The sequence below is a fragment of the Geodermatophilus bullaregiensis genome (assembly GCF_016907675.1).
In the GTDB taxonomy this organism is placed as follows: Bacteria; Actinomycetota; Actinomycetes; order Mycobacteriales; family Geodermatophilaceae; genus Geodermatophilus; species Geodermatophilus bullaregiensis.
The window spans coordinates 4,730,044-4,744,115 of the sequence record NZ_JAFBCJ010000001.1 but is presented as its reverse complement, the minus strand read 5'-3'; the positions used below and the strand labels follow the sequence as shown (position 1 = coordinate 4,744,115).

General features: G+C 74.9%; 15 protein-coding genes. 2 read left to right on the top strand and 13 right to left on the bottom strand.

The features are described 5' to 3' along the window. The 5 genes from JOD57_RS22730 to JOD57_RS22710 form a co-directional block, all read right to left on the bottom strand. On the bottom strand, positions 1 to 399 hold the full coding sequence (locus JOD57_RS22730; RefSeq protein ID WP_204694097.1) for an ankyrin repeat domain-containing protein: 399 nt from the start codon (positions 397 to 399) through the stop codon (positions 1 to 3). After that, entirely contained in the window at positions 396 to 1,163 is a 768-nt protein-coding gene (locus JOD57_RS22725) for a dienelactone hydrolase family protein (RefSeq protein ID WP_204694096.1), read from the bottom strand. Before JOD57_RS22725 ends, JOD57_RS22730 begins: the two co-directional genes overlap by 4 nt. Before the next feature lie 60 nt (positions 1,164 to 1,223). After that, complete coding sequence (locus JOD57_RS22720) at positions 1,224 to 1,763, bottom strand: hypothetical protein (protein ID WP_204694095.1); 540 nt, start codon at positions 1,761 to 1,763, stop codon at positions 1,224 to 1,226. A gap of 77 nt (positions 1,764 to 1,840) precedes the next feature. Then, the gene (locus tag JOD57_RS22715; protein WP_204694094.1) at positions 1,841 to 2,395 is read right to left on the bottom strand and encodes a hypothetical protein; all 555 of its coding nucleotides are present in this window, start codon (positions 2,393 to 2,395) and stop codon (positions 1,841 to 1,843) included. Positions 2,396 to 2,464: 69 nt separating this feature from the next. Beyond that, on the bottom strand, positions 2,465 to 2,932 hold the full coding sequence (locus tag JOD57_RS22710; protein WP_204694093.1) for a PPOX class F420-dependent oxidoreductase: 468 nt from the start codon (positions 2,930 to 2,932) through the stop codon (positions 2,465 to 2,467). 101 nt (positions 2,933 to 3,033) lie between these two features. Between JOD57_RS22710 and JOD57_RS22705 the strand changes: the two genes are divergently transcribed. Together JOD57_RS22705 and JOD57_RS22700 are read left to right on the top strand one after the other, a co-directional pair. Further along, a complete protein-coding gene (locus JOD57_RS22705; protein ID WP_204694092.1) occupies positions 3,034 to 4,407 on the top strand; it encodes an AI-2E family transporter in 1,374 nt (457 codons plus the stop codon). A gap of 80 nt (positions 4,408 to 4,487) precedes the next feature. Continuing rightward, positions 4,488 to 5,441, top strand: a complete 954-nt coding sequence (locus JOD57_RS22700) for a proteasome assembly chaperone family protein (protein WP_204694091.1) — start codon at positions 4,488 to 4,490, stop codon at positions 5,439 to 5,441. A gap of 53 nt (positions 5,442 to 5,494) precedes the next feature. Here the strand turns inward: JOD57_RS22700 and JOD57_RS22695 are convergent, their stop codons facing one another. The 8 genes from JOD57_RS22695 to JOD57_RS22660 all read right to left on the bottom strand — a co-directional run bounded on the left by JOD57_RS22695 (position 5,495) and on the right by JOD57_RS22660 (position 13,917). After that, the gene (locus JOD57_RS22695) at positions 5,495 to 6,817 is read right to left on the bottom strand and encodes an MFS transporter (protein ID WP_204694090.1); all 1,323 of its coding nucleotides are present in this window, start codon (positions 6,815 to 6,817) and stop codon (positions 5,495 to 5,497) included. Between the two features lie 166 nt (positions 6,818 to 6,983). Beyond that, on the bottom strand, positions 6,984 to 8,651 hold the full coding sequence (locus JOD57_RS22690) for a catalase (protein WP_204694089.1): 1,668 nt from the start codon (positions 8,649 to 8,651) through the stop codon (positions 6,984 to 6,986). Further along, complete coding sequence (locus tag JOD57_RS22685) at positions 8,648 to 9,121, bottom strand: Fur family transcriptional regulator (RefSeq protein WP_204694088.1); 474 nt, start codon at positions 9,119 to 9,121, stop codon at positions 8,648 to 8,650. The genes JOD57_RS22690 and JOD57_RS22685 overlap by 4 nt, the downstream gene beginning before the upstream one ends. Positions 9,122 to 9,227: 106 nt before the next feature. Next, complete coding sequence (gene purU, locus JOD57_RS22680; protein ID WP_204694087.1) at positions 9,228 to 10,112, bottom strand: formyltetrahydrofolate deformylase; 885 nt, start codon at positions 10,110 to 10,112, stop codon at positions 9,228 to 9,230. A 92-nt stretch (positions 10,113 to 10,204) separates the two neighbouring features. Further along, positions 10,205 to 11,128 (bottom strand): non-homologous end-joining DNA ligase, encoded by a 924-nt coding sequence (gene ligD / locus JOD57_RS22675; RefSeq protein WP_204694086.1) that lies wholly within the window; start codon positions 11,126 to 11,128, stop codon positions 10,205 to 10,207. Continuing rightward, complete coding sequence (ligD, locus tag JOD57_RS22670) at positions 11,125 to 12,111, bottom strand: non-homologous end-joining DNA ligase (protein WP_307824870.1); 987 nt, start codon at positions 12,109 to 12,111, stop codon at positions 11,125 to 11,127. Before ligD (JOD57_RS22670) ends, ligD (JOD57_RS22675) begins: the two co-directional genes overlap by 4 nt. A gap of 15 nt (positions 12,112 to 12,126) precedes the next feature. Then, the gene (ku, locus tag JOD57_RS22665) at positions 12,127 to 13,185 is read right to left on the bottom strand and encodes a non-homologous end joining protein Ku (protein ID WP_204694085.1); all 1,059 of its coding nucleotides are present in this window, start codon (positions 13,183 to 13,185) and stop codon (positions 12,127 to 12,129) included. 126 nt (positions 13,186 to 13,311) lie between these two features. Beyond that, complete coding sequence (locus JOD57_RS22660; protein WP_204694084.1) at positions 13,312 to 13,917, bottom strand: DUF1360 domain-containing protein; 606 nt, start codon at positions 13,915 to 13,917, stop codon at positions 13,312 to 13,314. Positions 13,918 to 14,072 lie beyond the last annotated feature (155 nt).

Here is a 14,072-nt window from a genome sequence, read left to right as displayed (position 1 = left end):
TCAGCGGGCGGGGCGCTCCAGGAGTGCCGACATCTCCGGCAGCTCGAAGAAGACCGCCGTCTCGCGGGCGCTGGGGCCGCCCGCGTCGGGGTCGGCGCCGGCGTCGAGCAGCGCGCGCACCGCGGGCTCGGAACGGCGGAACACCGCCGCGGCCAGCGCCGTCTGCCCGCGGTCGTTGGCCCGGGAGTGGTCGGCGCCCCGGGCCAGCAGCGCGGCCACCGTCCCGGGGTGGTCGTGGTAGGCGGCCAGGATCAGCAGCGTGTCGCCCTTGTCGTTGGTCAGCTCGAGCGGCACCCCGGCGTCGAGGTAGGCGGTGAGCTCCTCGGTGTGGCCGAAGCGGGCCAGGTCGAAGACCCGCGCCGCCAGCTCGATGACCCCCGGGTCGATCGGCTCGCTCACGACGGCACCTCCCCCGCCCGGTCGACCAGCGCCAGCAGCCGCCGCCAGGCGTCCCGGCAGGCGTCCTCCCACTCGGTGGCGGCCCGGTCGAAGAAGGAGTGCGGCGCCCCGTCGTACACGGCGGTGGTCACGTCCGCGCCCGCCGCGCGCATCGTCTCGGCCAGGGCGAGCTGGTCGGCCACGGGGGTGGCGGCGTCGGCGCCGGCGATCAGCACCAGCGTCGGCCGCGACGCGCGGGTCGCCGCGTCCCCGACCACGGCCGGCCGGCCGTAGAAGCCCGCGCAGGCGGCGACGTCGAGGTCGCCGCCCGACTGCCGCCAGGAGTGGCTGCCGCCGAAGCAGAAGCCCACGGTGACCACCGGCAGGCCGGGGCGGGTGCGGCGGCGCAGCTCGGCGATCGCGGCGGTGAGGTCGGCGTCGATGCCCTCGGGCGTCGTGCGCGGGACGTGCGCCTGCCAGTCGAACCCGCCGTCACGGGTGCCGCCCTCGGCCGGGCCGGCGGTGCGCCCGAACCAGTCGAGCGCGACCGCCGGCACCCCCGCCTCGGCGAAGCGCTCGGCGAGGGCGACGTAGTAGGGGTGCAGGCCGCGGATGTCGGGGAGCACGACGACGCCGGCGGCGGCGGACGCGGCGTCGGACGGGGCGGCCCACGCCGCGGAGAACGCCGTGCCGTCGGCCCCGGTGAGGGTGGTCAGCTCGGTCTCGGCGACCGCACCGGCGCGGCCGGGCGGCGCGGGTGGTCGGCTGCTCGGGTCGTGGCACACGCGACCAGTGCTACCAGGCCGGGGACGCCGGTGCCCGCCGCCCCCGCCCCGGGCCCCGGCTCACTGACCCCCGGTGCGCTCCGCGGCCGCCGCGCGGCCACCGAAGACGGCCGCGGCCACGTCGCGCCGGGCGTCGGTGAGCCACTCGTACTGCCGGTGCGCCTGGTCGATGAGCCGGTCCAGCTCGGCCCTGGGCAGCCGGTCGTCGACCTCGGCGGCGATCCGCAGCGTCTCGAAGCCGCTGCGCTTGCCGCGCACGGCCGAGGCGAGGAACTCGAACTCCACGAGGTCCGACAGCGGCGAGCGGGACAGCAGCCGCCCGTTGAGCTTGGCGCGGGTGATCTTCTCGGCCACCCAGACACCGATCTGCTTGTACTGGCGCACGGGGATGCCGAGGGCCCGCATGACGTCGAGCAGCGAGGACTTCTCGTCGTGCAGCTCGGCGAGCAGCTGCTGCAGCGGCTGCTCCCACCGCGACCCGCGGTGCACGCCGATCATGCGGCCGACCAGCTCGATGCCCCCGGTGGCCGCGGCGAGGTGGTCGTTGACGTAGATGCCCAGCAGCTCGGGATTGCGCTGCGGGTGCTCGGGCTGGCTCATCCGGACCTCCTCGGGACGGTGTCGGTCCCATTCTCCGGGGTGCGGTGATCACCGCGCGCGGCGGTCCCCCGACGGCGTCAGCCGGCGGCCCGGGAGAGCAGGCGGACGGCGGTGGGCCGCAGCTCCTGCTCGAGGTCCCACAGGCCCGCCGCCAGCCGCTGCGCGACCGCCTGCCGGGAGACGCCGAGCCGGGCGGCCACGGCCGCGCGGGTCGCGCCGGCCGCCACGAGGTCGGCCGCCGCCCAGGCCGCCGGGCTGCGCCGGGCCAGCACCACGGCGAGCGCGGTGAGCACCGCCTGCGCGTCGGCGGCGGCCGCCGGATCGGTCCCGCGGACGGCCAGCCGGGCCGGTCGCCGGGTCGCCGCCGCCAGTGCCCGGCGGGCACCGAGCAGCACCGCGGCGTCGTCGTCCGACGCCGGGGCCGCGCCCACCCCGATGCGCCGGCCGCCCTGCCGCACCAGCGCGACGACGGCGTCGACGGCCACCCGCGCCGCGGCGGCGGGATCGGCGTCGGCCACGACGGCGATCCCGCCCTCCCCCACCGGCCGCACGGCGACCCCGGCGGGCAGGGGCGGCGCGGCGGCCGGGGGGCCGCCCGCGGACCGCGGGGCCCAGCCGATCGCGAGCAGCACGCGCGCAGCGTCGTCCCCGGCACCGGCGTCGGCAAGCTCCTGGGCTTGCCCGGCGCGCCGCGCGGGGGCTCAGTCCCCCGCGGCGAGCTCCGGCGGGAAGCCACCGGTGGCCACCGGCCCCCAGGCCTCGACGGTGATCCGCAGCAGCGACTTGCCCTGCCGGGCCATCGCGGCGCGGTACTCGTCCCAGTCGGGGTGCTCGCCGCTGATCGACCGGAAGTACTCCACCAGCGGCTCGAGGGCCTCGGGCAGGTCGAGCACCTCGGCGCGGCCGTCGACCTGCACCCACGGACCGTCGAAGTCGTCGGAGAGCACGCAGACCGAGACGGCGGGGTCGCGGCGGGCGTTGCGCACCTTGGCCCGCTGCGGATAGGTGGAGACGACGACGCGCCCCTCGGCGTCCACGCCGTAGGTCACCGGCGAGAGCTGCGCCCCGCCCTCCCGGCGGCGGGTGAGCAGCACCGCGCGGTGCCGCGGGCGGAGGAAGTCCAGCAGGGCACCGCGGTCGACGCGGTCGGCGGTGGCGGTCCTCGGCACGGTCCCGACGCTAGCCGGAGCGGTCCACCCGCACCGGACCAGGAGCGCGCGGTGGTGATCTCCGGACGGTGGGTCCTGGTGATCTGTGGTGCGATCTCCCCATGAGGTTCCGCCTGCCCGGACACCGGGACGACGCCTCGGCGCCGGCCGGCGCCTCCGCCGCGCAGGGCGCCGGCACCCCCGCGCCGGACGCGTCCCGCACCGGCGCCGCCACCCCCGCGACCGGCGGCGCCGGCCCGGACCCCGCCCTCACCGGCGAGGGCGGGTCGCACGACCCGCGCACCGGCGACCACACCGCCACGGTGGCCCCCGCGCCCACGTGGCAGCGCGGGGAGCGGTTCCGCGCGGCCAGCCGGGCGCTGGCGATCGGCTCGGCGCAGCTGCTGCTCGTCAGCGCCGCACTGGTGGTCATCGGCTGGGTGCTGGGCAAGCTCTGGGTGATCCTGCTGCCCGTCATCCTGGGCCTGCTCTTCGCCACCGTGCTCTGGCCGCCCACCCGCTTCCTGCGCCGCCACCGCTGGCCCCCGGCCCTGGCCGCGGCGGTCGTGCTGCTGGCGTTCCTCGGCCTCATCGGGGGGCTGATCGCCGTGATCGCGCCGCAGGTCGCCGACCAGGTCACCGAGCTCGCCGACCAGGCGGCCGTCGGCCTGGAGCAGGTGCAGCAGTGGCTCCAGGGTCCCCCGTTCGACATCGACGAGGAGCAGATCGGCCAGGTCGTCGACCAGGCGATCGACTCGGTCCAGGCCAACGCGTCGAACATCGCGAGCTACGCCGCCACGGGCGCCTCGGCCATCGGCAACGGCCTGATCAACCTGGTGCTGGCCCTGCTGCTGGCCTTCTTCTTCATCAAGGACGGCCCGCGCTGGGTGCCGTGGCTGGCCGCCCAGACCGGCCCGCGCGCCGCGCCGCACGTGGCCGCGCTGTCGCAGAAGACCTGGAGCACGCTCTCGGAGTTCATCAAGCAGCAGGCCCTCGTCGGCTTCGTCGACGCGCTGTTCATCGGCATCGGGCTGTGGGTCCTCGACGTGCCGCTGGTGATCCCCCTGGCGGTGCTGACCTTCTTCGGCGCCTTCATCCCGATCATCGGCGCCTTCGTGGCCGGCGCCTTCGCCGTGCTCGTCGCGCTGGTCGACGAGGGTTTCACCGTGGCGCTCATCGTCTTCGGCATCGTGCTGCTGGTGCAGCAGATCGAGGGCAACGTGCTGCAGCCGATCATCCAGGGCCGTGGCTTCAACCTGCACGCCGGGGTGGTCATCCTCGCCGTCACCGCCGGCAGCAGCCTGGCCGGCATCGTCGGCGCGTTCCTCGGCGTCCCCGTGGCAGCGCTGATCGCCGTCGTCTACCGGTACACGCGCGACGTCCTGGACGGCCGCCACCCCGAGGTCGCCGGCGACGGCACGCACACGCAGGTCACCGGCGACGACGCGGGCGCGGTGCTGACCCGCGGCGCGGCTCCGGGGACGTCGCGCGGCTGAGCGCCCGGGGCCTGCGCCGGGAATGCCGGGAGGCCCGCCGTCGCTGATCACGGTGACGTCGACCAGCAGGAGGTGCCCCCGTGGCGCAGCGACCGGAGGAGCTCGTCGAGCTGCTCCCCGAGGCCGAGCCGTTCCTCGCCGCCGAGACGGCGGTCACCGATCCGGCCGAGCGGCGGGGACTGGTGCTCGTGCACGCCCTCGCCGGTGACTTCGACGCCGCCTCCTCCGCGGCGCTGGCCGGCGCGCACCTGCTCGCGACGCTGCCGCACCGCACGGTGGCCCGCTTCGACGCCGACGTCCTGGTCGACTACCGGGCGCGCCGCCCGCGGATGACCTTCTCCGGCGACCGGTACGAGTCCTTCGACGCGCCGGAGATCGTGCTGTCGGCGGTCGAGGACGACTCGGGCGAGACGTTCCTGCTGCTCACCGGGCCGGAGCCCGACTACCGCTGGGAGGGCTTCGTCGCGGCGATCGCCGGGCTGGTCGAGCGGCTCGGCGTCACCTCGGTGGTGGCGCTGCAGGCGATCCCGATGCCGGTGCCGCACACCCGGCCGGTCACGGTCACCGCGCACGCCACGCGCCGCCATCTCATCGACGCCTATCCCGTGTACTGGGGCGAGATGCGCATCCCCGGCAGCGCCGCGGCCCTGCTCGAGCTGCGGCTGGGCGAGGCCGGCGTCGACGCGCTCGGCGTCGCCGCGCACGTGCCGCACTACCTGGCCAACGCCACCTACCCCGCCGCGACCCTGACCCTGCTGGAGCACGTGGGCCGGCTGACCGGGCTGCTGCTGCCCACCGAGACGCTGCGCGAGGCGGCCCAGCTCAACCGCGGCGAGATCAACGAGCAGATCTCCCGCTCCACCGACAACACCGCCGTGGTGGCCGCGCTGGAGCAGCAGTACGACCAGTTCACCGCCGCCCGGGAGGACAGCGTCCTGCTCGGCGAGGTGGGTGACGTGCCCAGCGGCGAGGAGATCGGCGCGGAGCTCGAGCGCTTCCTGGCCGAGCAGGACCGCCGGCACCCCCGCGACTAGCGGCTCCGTCCCCCGCGCGACGGGGTCGCCGTCCTCCCCGCCACGGGCGGTCCTCAGCCCGCGGGGCGGACTGCCCGGGTGACGCTGAGGGCCACCGCGCCCAGCGCGCCGACGACGGCGAAGACGTAGAAGCCCCACGGGAAGGCGATGCCCGCCGTGACCAGGGCGCCGGTGATCACCGGGCCGACGATCGCCCCGATCCGCCCGGCCCCGGCCGACCAGCCCAGCGCCGTCGCGCGCACGTGCGGCGGGTTGTTGGCGCTGGTGAACGCGTAGACCAGGACCTGCGCGGAGAACACGAAGCAGCCGGTGAGGAAGCACATGAGGTAGAGGCCCGCCGTCGGCAGCCGCACCGACAGCAGCGCCAGGAAGACCGCGCCGGAGGCGAACCAGATCATCCCGGCGAGCCGGGACCCCACCCGGTCGGCGAACGCCCCGGCGACGAGCAGCCCGACGACGGCGCCGACGTTGAGCACCAGCAGGAAGGCGAGGGAGCGTCCGAGCTCGTAGCCGGCCTCGCGCATGATCGTCGGCAGCCAGTTGTTGAGGCCGTACACGAGCAGCAGCCCCATGAACGACGTGACGCCGATGGCCAGCGTGTTGCGGGCGTGGCCGTCGGTGAACAGCGACCGGACCGTCGCCGCGGCACCACCGGCCCCCGCACCGCCGGACCGCGCCGCGGCGCGGTCCGGCGGGCTCTCCAGCTCCAGCCCGTGCCGCCGGGCCACGTCCTCCGCCTCGGCCCGCCGGCCGGCGGCCAGCAGGTAGGACGCCGACTCCGGCAGCCGCGCCAGCATGAGCGGCACCAGGACGAGCGCCGGCGCCGCGCCGATGACGAACATCCAGCGCCAGCCCAGCGACGGGATGACGACGATGGCCAGCGCCGCGGTGGCGACGGCGCCGACGTGGTAGCCGGTCATGATCGTCGTCGTGGCGCGGCCGCTGCGGCCGGACCGGGTGAACTCGTTGACCATGGCGATCGCCGTGGGCAGGCACCCGCCGAGGCCGAGGCCGGCGAGGAACCGCAGGATCCCGAAGACGAGCGCGTTGGGCGCGAACGCGCACAGCAGGGTGAGCAGCGAGAAGGCCGCCACCGCGCCGATCAGCGCCTTGCGGCGGCCGACCAGGTCGGTGAGCGTGCCGATGGTGAGCGCGCCGACCATCATCCCGACCAGCCCGATGGTGATCACCGCGGTGGCCCCGGTGCCGGTGAGGGCGAACTCCTCCGGCTGGGTCAGCGTGGGGATCACGGTGCCGACGACGACGAGGTCGAACCCGTCCAGCAGCACCGCGACCCAGCACAGCGGGGCCACCCAGCCGGCGGCTCGGGCCGCCCCGGGTCGCGACGTCGCCGGGCGCACGGGGGTCGAGCTCATGGCGTCCTCCACGGTGGGGCGGGCGGTGGGTCGACGCTAGGAGCCACGTGCGCCACGGCCCAACTCGGCTCCCGGTCAGCGGAAGGCCGGCTCCCCCGCACAGGACGGCGGGCCGCGACCGGTGTCCCGGCCGCGGCCCGCGGTGGTCCTGCTGGTCAGCCCCCGGTCAGAGGGTGACCTCGACGTGCTCGTTCGGCACGCAGTGCGTCATCACCAGGCCGGTGACGTCGCGCGGGCCGTTCTTGCCGAGGTTGGCCGCGCGCTGCAGCTCCTCCTCGGTGAGCGTCTGGGTCTGCAGCGGCTGCAGGTGCCGGACGTCGTCGGCGGTGATGCCGAGGCCCTCGCCGACACGCTGGCCGAACTCGTCCTCGGCCATGAACAGGTGCCAGACCATCCGCTCCTGGATCGGGCGGTCGCACTGGGAGAGCGCGTCGACGAAGTTGGCGACCACGTCGTCCTTCTCCCACTGCTCCGACAGCAGGTAGCGCTCGCCGGCCTGCTTGTAGTCGTTGGTCCGCGGGATCCGCTTGCGGGTGAGCCGGCCGGTGATCTCCGGGCCCTGCTCGTCGTGCGTGGGGTACTGCGCCTCACGCAGGCCGCCGAGGATCGACGGCTCGTAGTTGACGTGCGGGTTCTGGCCCGGGCCCAGGTCCACGGCGTAGGCCATCTGGCCGTCGCGCTGGTTGGTGGCCACCCGGGCGTTCTTGGCCTGGTTGACCGGCAGCTGCAGGTAGTTCGGGCCGACCCGGTAGCGCTGGGTGTCGGAGTAGGAGAACGTCCGGCCGACCAGCATCTTGTCGTCGGAGAAGTCCAGGCCGTCGACCAGCACACCGGTGCCGAAGGCGATCTGCTCGTTCTCGAGGAAGAAGTTCTCCGGCGCCCGGTCCAGCGTCATGGTGCCGACCTTGCGCAGCGGGAAGTCGTTCTCCGGCCACACCTTGGTGTCGTCGAGCGGGTCGAAGTCCAGCTCGGGGTGCTCGTGGTCGTCCATCAGCTGCACGTGCAGGTCCCACGACGGGAACTCGCCGCGACCGATGGCGTCGTAGAGGTCCTTGGTGTGCGCGCCGAGCTCGTTGGCCTGGACCGCTGCCGCGTCCTTCGCCGTCATCGACCTGACGCCCTGCTTGGGCAGCCAGTGGTACTTGACCAGCTTGGTCTCGCCCTCGGCGTTGACCCACTTGTAGGTGTTCACGCCGAAGCCCTGCTGGGTGCGGTAGCTGGCCGGCAGACCGCGGGGGCTGAAGACCAGGGTGAACATGTGGATCGACTCCGGCGTCTGCGACGCGAAGTCGAAGACCCGGTTGGCGACCTGGCGCTCGAAGGTGACCGGGTCGGGCTTCTGCGAGTGGATGAAGTCGGGGAACTTGATGGCGTCGCGGATGAAGAAGACGCCCAGGTTGTTGCCGACGAGGTCCCAGTTGCCGTCCTCGGTGTAGAACTTCACCGCGAAGCCGCGCGGGTCGCGGGCGGCCTCGGAGGAGTCGCGGCCACCGGCGACGGTGGAGAAGCGGACGGCGACCTCGGTCTCCCTGCCCTTCTCCTGGAAGAGCTTGGCGCGGGTGTACCTGCTGATCGGCTCGTCGCCGACCGTGCCGTCGGCCACGAAGACGCCGAACGCGGTGGCGCCGCGGGCGTGCACCACGCGCTCCGGGATGCGCTCGCGGTCGAAGTGGCTGATCTTCTCGAGGAACTGGTAGTTCTCCAGCGTCGCCGGGCCGCGGGCGCCCACCGTCCGCTGGTTCTGGTTGTCGTAGACCGGGTGGCCCTGACGGTTGGTCAGGACGGCGCGGTCGGCCTCACTGGCGGCCGGGCCCTGCGATGCGACGTCGGTCATGCGTGTGCTCCTCCTCGGTTGTCGTGCTGAAGGACCTGAGCGGTGCCCTCCGGCGTCGGCACCCGGCACTGCCGGCACAGACCCCAGAAGACGACCTCCGCCTCGTCCACGACGAAACCCGCCGTGTCCGAGGGCGTCAGGCACGGGGCCGCTCCCACGGTGCAGTCGACATCGGCGACCGCGCCGCACGAGCGGCAGACCAGGTGGTGGTGGTTGTCCCCGACGCGGACCTCGTACAGCGCGGGGGCGCCGGCGGGCTCGACCCGCCGGGCCAGGCCGACGCCGACGAGCGCCTTGAGCACGCCGTAGACCGCCTGGGGCGAGAGCGTGGGGTGCGCCTGGCGGGCCACCGTGACCAGCGTGTCCGCGTCGGCGTGCGGGTGTGCGCCGAGGGCGTCGAGCACGGCCAGGCGCGGCCGCGTCACCCGCAGCCCGGCGTCCCGCAGCCGGGGCGCCCACGTCGTGTCCATCGGGTCCCACCCAACCCGCTGTTCTTGAACTAGTCAAATCAAGAACCCACCGGCGCCGTCCCGGGTCCCGCCCCGAGCTCGCGAGCGGTGGGGAGGACGGGGTCCTTCAGGCGAAGACGATGGTGCGGTCGCCCTCGACGACGACGCGGTCCTCGACGTGCCAGGTCACCGCCTGGGCGAGCACCTGCCGCTCCACGTAGCGGCCCACCCGGCGCATGTCCTCGACGGTGGCGCGGTGGTCGACCCGGGCCACCTCCTGCTCGATGATCGGGCCGGCGTCGAGGTCGGGGGTCACGTAGTGCGCCGTCGCCCCGATGAGCTTCACCCCGCGGTCGTGCGCCGCCCGGTACGGGTTCGCGCCGACGAAGGCCGGCAGGAAGCTGTGGTGGATGTTGATCAGCCGCTCGGGGAAGCGGCTGCAGAAGTCCGCCGAGACGATCTGCATGTACCGGGCCAGGACGACGAGGTCGACGTCGCCCACGAGCTCCAGCGCCCGCGCCTCGGCCTGCGCCTTGGTCTCCGGCGTCACCGGCACGTGGTGGAAGGGCACCCCGGCCGCCCGCGCCACCGGCTCGAGGTCGGGGTGGTTGGACACGACGGCGACGATGTCCGCGCGCAGGTCACCGGCGCGCACGCGGTAGAGCAGCTCCTGCAGCACGTGGTCGGTGCGCGACACGAAGACCGCCACGCGCGGGCGGGTGACCGCCTCGGCCAGCCGCCAGGTCAGCTGCCACTGCTGGGCCAGCAGCTCCAGCGCGCCCTCGAGCTGGGTGCGGCGGGCCGCCAGCCCCGGCAGCACGAACTCCAGCCGCAGGGTGAAGGTGCCGCCGGTCGGGTCCGAGGAGTGCTGCTGCGACTCGATGATGTTGGCCCCGACGTCGGCCAGCAGCCGGGACAGCACCGCGACGATCCCGGGGCGGTCGGGGCAGCGGACCACCAGCCGCCCGACGTCGGCGGTGGCGGGGTCGTGCGCGAGCGGGGCGGCGGACACGGTGCCACATGGTCGCAGAACCGCAGCGTGCCCCTGCGGCCCCGTCCGGAGGCTCGCCGCGAGCGTGCGAGCGGTGAGAGGGACGGGGTCCTTCACACAGCGGGCAGCCGGGCGCGGGTGCGGTCGGCGACGTCGAACAGGTCGCCGTACTCCTCCACCCGGGCCAGCACCTCCTCGGTGCGGAACCGCAGCTCGCCGGGGTCGGCGCCGCCGGCCCGGACGGCGTCCACCTCGTCCCACCCGATCGGCGTCGACACCGTCGCGTCGGGCCGCGCCCGCAGCGAGTAGGGCGCCACCGTGGTCTTCGCCGGGTTGTTCTGGCTCCAGTCGATGAGCACCTTGCCCGACCGCAGCACCTTCTCCATCCGCCAGACGACCCGGTCGGGCGTCTCGGCCGACAGCTCCTGCGCCAGCGCCCGGGCGTAGCGGCTGGGGTGCTCGCGGTCGGTGACGCGGATCGGCGCGTACACCTGCATCCCCTTGGAGCCCGACGTCTTCACCACCGGGTCCAGTCCGTCGTCGACCAGCCGCTCCCGCAGCCGCTCGGCGACCTCGCAGCACTCCCGGATCCCGGCGTCCGGTCCCGGGTCGAGGTCGAGCACCAGCAGGTCGGGCAGCGTCGGCTGCAGCCTGCTGCCCACCTGCCACTGCGGGACGTGCAGCTCCAGCGCGGCGAGGTTGGCCGCCCACGCGAGGTCGGCGACGGTCTCCAGGACGACCATCTCCAGCACCTCGCGGTCGCGCGAGCTGCCGGGGCTCGGCACGGTCACCTTCCGCACCCAGTCGGGCGCGTGCCGGGCGCTGTTCTTCTCGAAGAACGCCTGACCCTCCACCCCGTCGGGCCAGCGGGTGAAGGTCACCGGCCGACCGGACAGGTGCGGCAGCAGCACCGGCGCGATCCGCACGTAGTAGTCGATGACCTGCGCCTTGGTGAACGAGACCTCCGGGAAGAGGACCTTCTCCAGGTTGGAGACCGACAGCTGCCGGCCGTCCACGCGCACCCGCTGACGGCTCACGCGCTCCACTCCACCACGACGTCGTCGACGTCGAGGTCCTCGCGCAGGCCGCGCCACGCGGGGTGGCGCATCCGGCCGTCGGCGGTCCAGGCGGCGAAGGCGACCTCCCCGACCAGCTCCGGCTCCACCCACCGCGCGTCGCGGGCGACCTCCCGCGGGATGGCGTCGGCGAACGGCGGGGTCCGGCGGGCGGTGACCAGGCTCCCCAGCTCGCGCAGCACCGCGTCGGTGAGACCGGTGCCGACGTGGCCGGCGTAGACCAGCCGGCCGTCGTCGTCGTGGACGCCGACCAGCAGCGAGCCCACTCCCCCGGCCCGCCGTCCCTTGCCCGGCCGCCACCCGCCGACGACGACGCTCTGCATGCGGACGTGCTTCACCTTGCGCCACTCCGGCGCGCGCACGCCCGGCCGGTACGGCGAGTCCAGCCGCTTGGCGACGACGCCCTCCAGGCCGTTGTCCCGGCTGGCCGCGTGCACGTCGGCGCCGCCGCCGCGGAACCACGGCGTCGTCACCCAGTGCCGCCCCGCGGCGCCGAGGTCCTCCAGCCGCTCCCGGCGCTCCTCGTAGGGGTGGTCGAGCAGGCTCCGGCCGCCGACCGTCAGCAGGTCGAAGACCAGGTAGGTGACCGGCGCCGCGGCCGCCAGCCGGGCGACCTCCGCCCCGCCGGTGCGGTGCATCCGGTTCTGCAGCAGGCCGAAGTCGGGGCGGCCCCTCCGGTCGAGGGCGACCACCTCCCCGTCGACGACGAGGTCCACGCCGGTCAGCGCGTCCGGCAGTCGACCGAGTTCGGGGTAGCGGGCGGTGGTGTCGGTGCCGCTGCGCGCCCAGAGACCCAGCCGGCCCTCGCGGACCGCGGCCAGCGCGCGGACGCCGTCCCACTTGAACTCGTAGCCCCAGGCGGCGTCCTGCCCGGCCGGCGGCAGCTCCCCGGCGACGGCGAGCATGGGCGCCGGCACCGGGGGCTCGGGCAGGACCGGGGACACCGGATCAGGGCACCGTCAGGCGCTGCGGCGCGGTCGGGTCGTGCGCTTCTTCGGCGCCTCGTCGGCCGGCGCGGCCTTGGCCGCCGTCACCTTGCGCGCCCGCGGACGCGCCGGGGCCTCCTCGGCACCGGCGGCCGCCGACCGCCTCCTCCGGGTGGTCGGCGCGGCGGCCTTGCCGGCCGCGGTCTTCTTCGCCGGGGCCTTCGCGGCCGGCGCGCGCTCCGCCGGAGCGGGCTCCTCCGGCTCCGCGGCACGGGCGGCCCGCCGGACGCGCGGTGCGGGCTCGTCCTCGGCGTCCCCGCCGCCGCGGGCCCGCTCGACGCTGCGCCGCAGCGCGCTCATCAGGTCGACCACGGCCGCACCGGGATCGGCGGTCTCGGGCACCGGCTGCACGTCACCGCCGGTCCGCTTGGCCTCCAGCAGCGCGGTCATGGCCTCGCGGTAGTCGTCGGTGAACTCGCCCGGGTCGAACTCGCCGGCCATCGAGGTGATCAGCGCCTCGGCCATCTGCAGCTCCTGCGGCCGGACGGCGACGTCCTCGTCGAGGAACCCGAAGTCGGGACGGCGGATCTCGTCGGGCCAGCGCATCGTGTGCAGCACCAGCACGCCGTCGCGCACCCGCATCGCGGCCAGCGACTCCCGCTGCCGCAGCGCGATCTTGGTGATCGCCACCTGGCCGGTGTTGTCGAGCGCGTCGCGCAGCAGCACGTAGGGACGCGTGGCCGGGCCGTCGGGCTCGAGGTAGTAGGTCTTCTCGAAGTGGATCGGGTCGATCTCGCTCTGCTCGACGAACTGCAGGACCTCGATCTCGCGCCGGGTCGACAGCGGCAGCTCGGCGAGGTCGTCGTCGGTGAGGATCACCAGCTGGCCGTCGGGGAGCTCGTAGCCCTTGGCGATGTCGCCGTACTCGACCTCCTCGCCGTCGATCGAGCAGACCCGCCGGTACTTCACCCGCCCGCCGTCGACGGCGTGCACCTGGTGGAAGCGGACGTCCTTGTCCTCGGTCGCCGAGTACAGCTTCACCCCGATGCTGACCAGGCCGAACGACACCGCGCCGCGCCAGATCGAGCGCATGTCCACTCCTCTTCCCCGGGTCTCCGGACTCCCGGATGGCCGGGCCCGCAGGATAGGTGCGGGCTCCGGTCACCGGCAGCTCCGGAACGGCGGTCTCCTCCGCCCGGGGGAAGCGGGCGCTGCGGGTCAGTCCTGCTCGGCGTGCTTGCCCGCGGTGTCGGCGTCCTCGTCGCCGGCGTCGTCCCCGCCGCCGGTGACGCTGCTCTGCAGGGCGTCGTAGGCGAACTGCAGGACGTCGGAGCCGGCGACCATCGTCATGGTCAGCGCGGCCAGCCGGGTCGCCCTCGGCGCGGCGACGTAGCTGAAGACGAAGGCGGTGCCCACCCACTGCGCCAGGCAGAAGGGGCAGGTGACCAGCTCGCCGACGGCGTGCTTCCAGCCGTGCTCGACGCGCACCTGCTCGGACAGCTCGGCCTCGCCGGAGGCCCCGTCGAAGCGGGCGAACGGGGCGCGCAGCGGGCTGGTCACGGGGTCCTTGGCGATCCGGCGGGCCAGCCGGAACGTGCCGACGGTCAGCAGGACGGCGTCCCCGAACGGGATGCGGCCGGGCAGCTCGCGGCCGGAGGCGCGGACGACGGCGGCGCCCGTGGCCACGGCGGCGCTGTAGACGCTCATCGCCCCGAGGAACCCGCCCAGCGGCCGTTCCTCCCCGCCGGTGTAGGCCCGCCCCTGGTCCTCCGCCCAGCGGCGGACCGGCCGGCTCATCCGCAGCACCTCGTCCTGGATCGCCATGCAGGGCCGCTACCCGGCTGGGCGGTGACCCATGCCGCCGCGGCGGGCCCGTCGGTCCCGTCCCGGTGGAGCGGTCGGGACGGCCACCCCGGCACGGCCGCATGACACGGCGGGGCCCGGGTAGGCGGGGGAGCGATCGCTCCCGCCGGCACCGA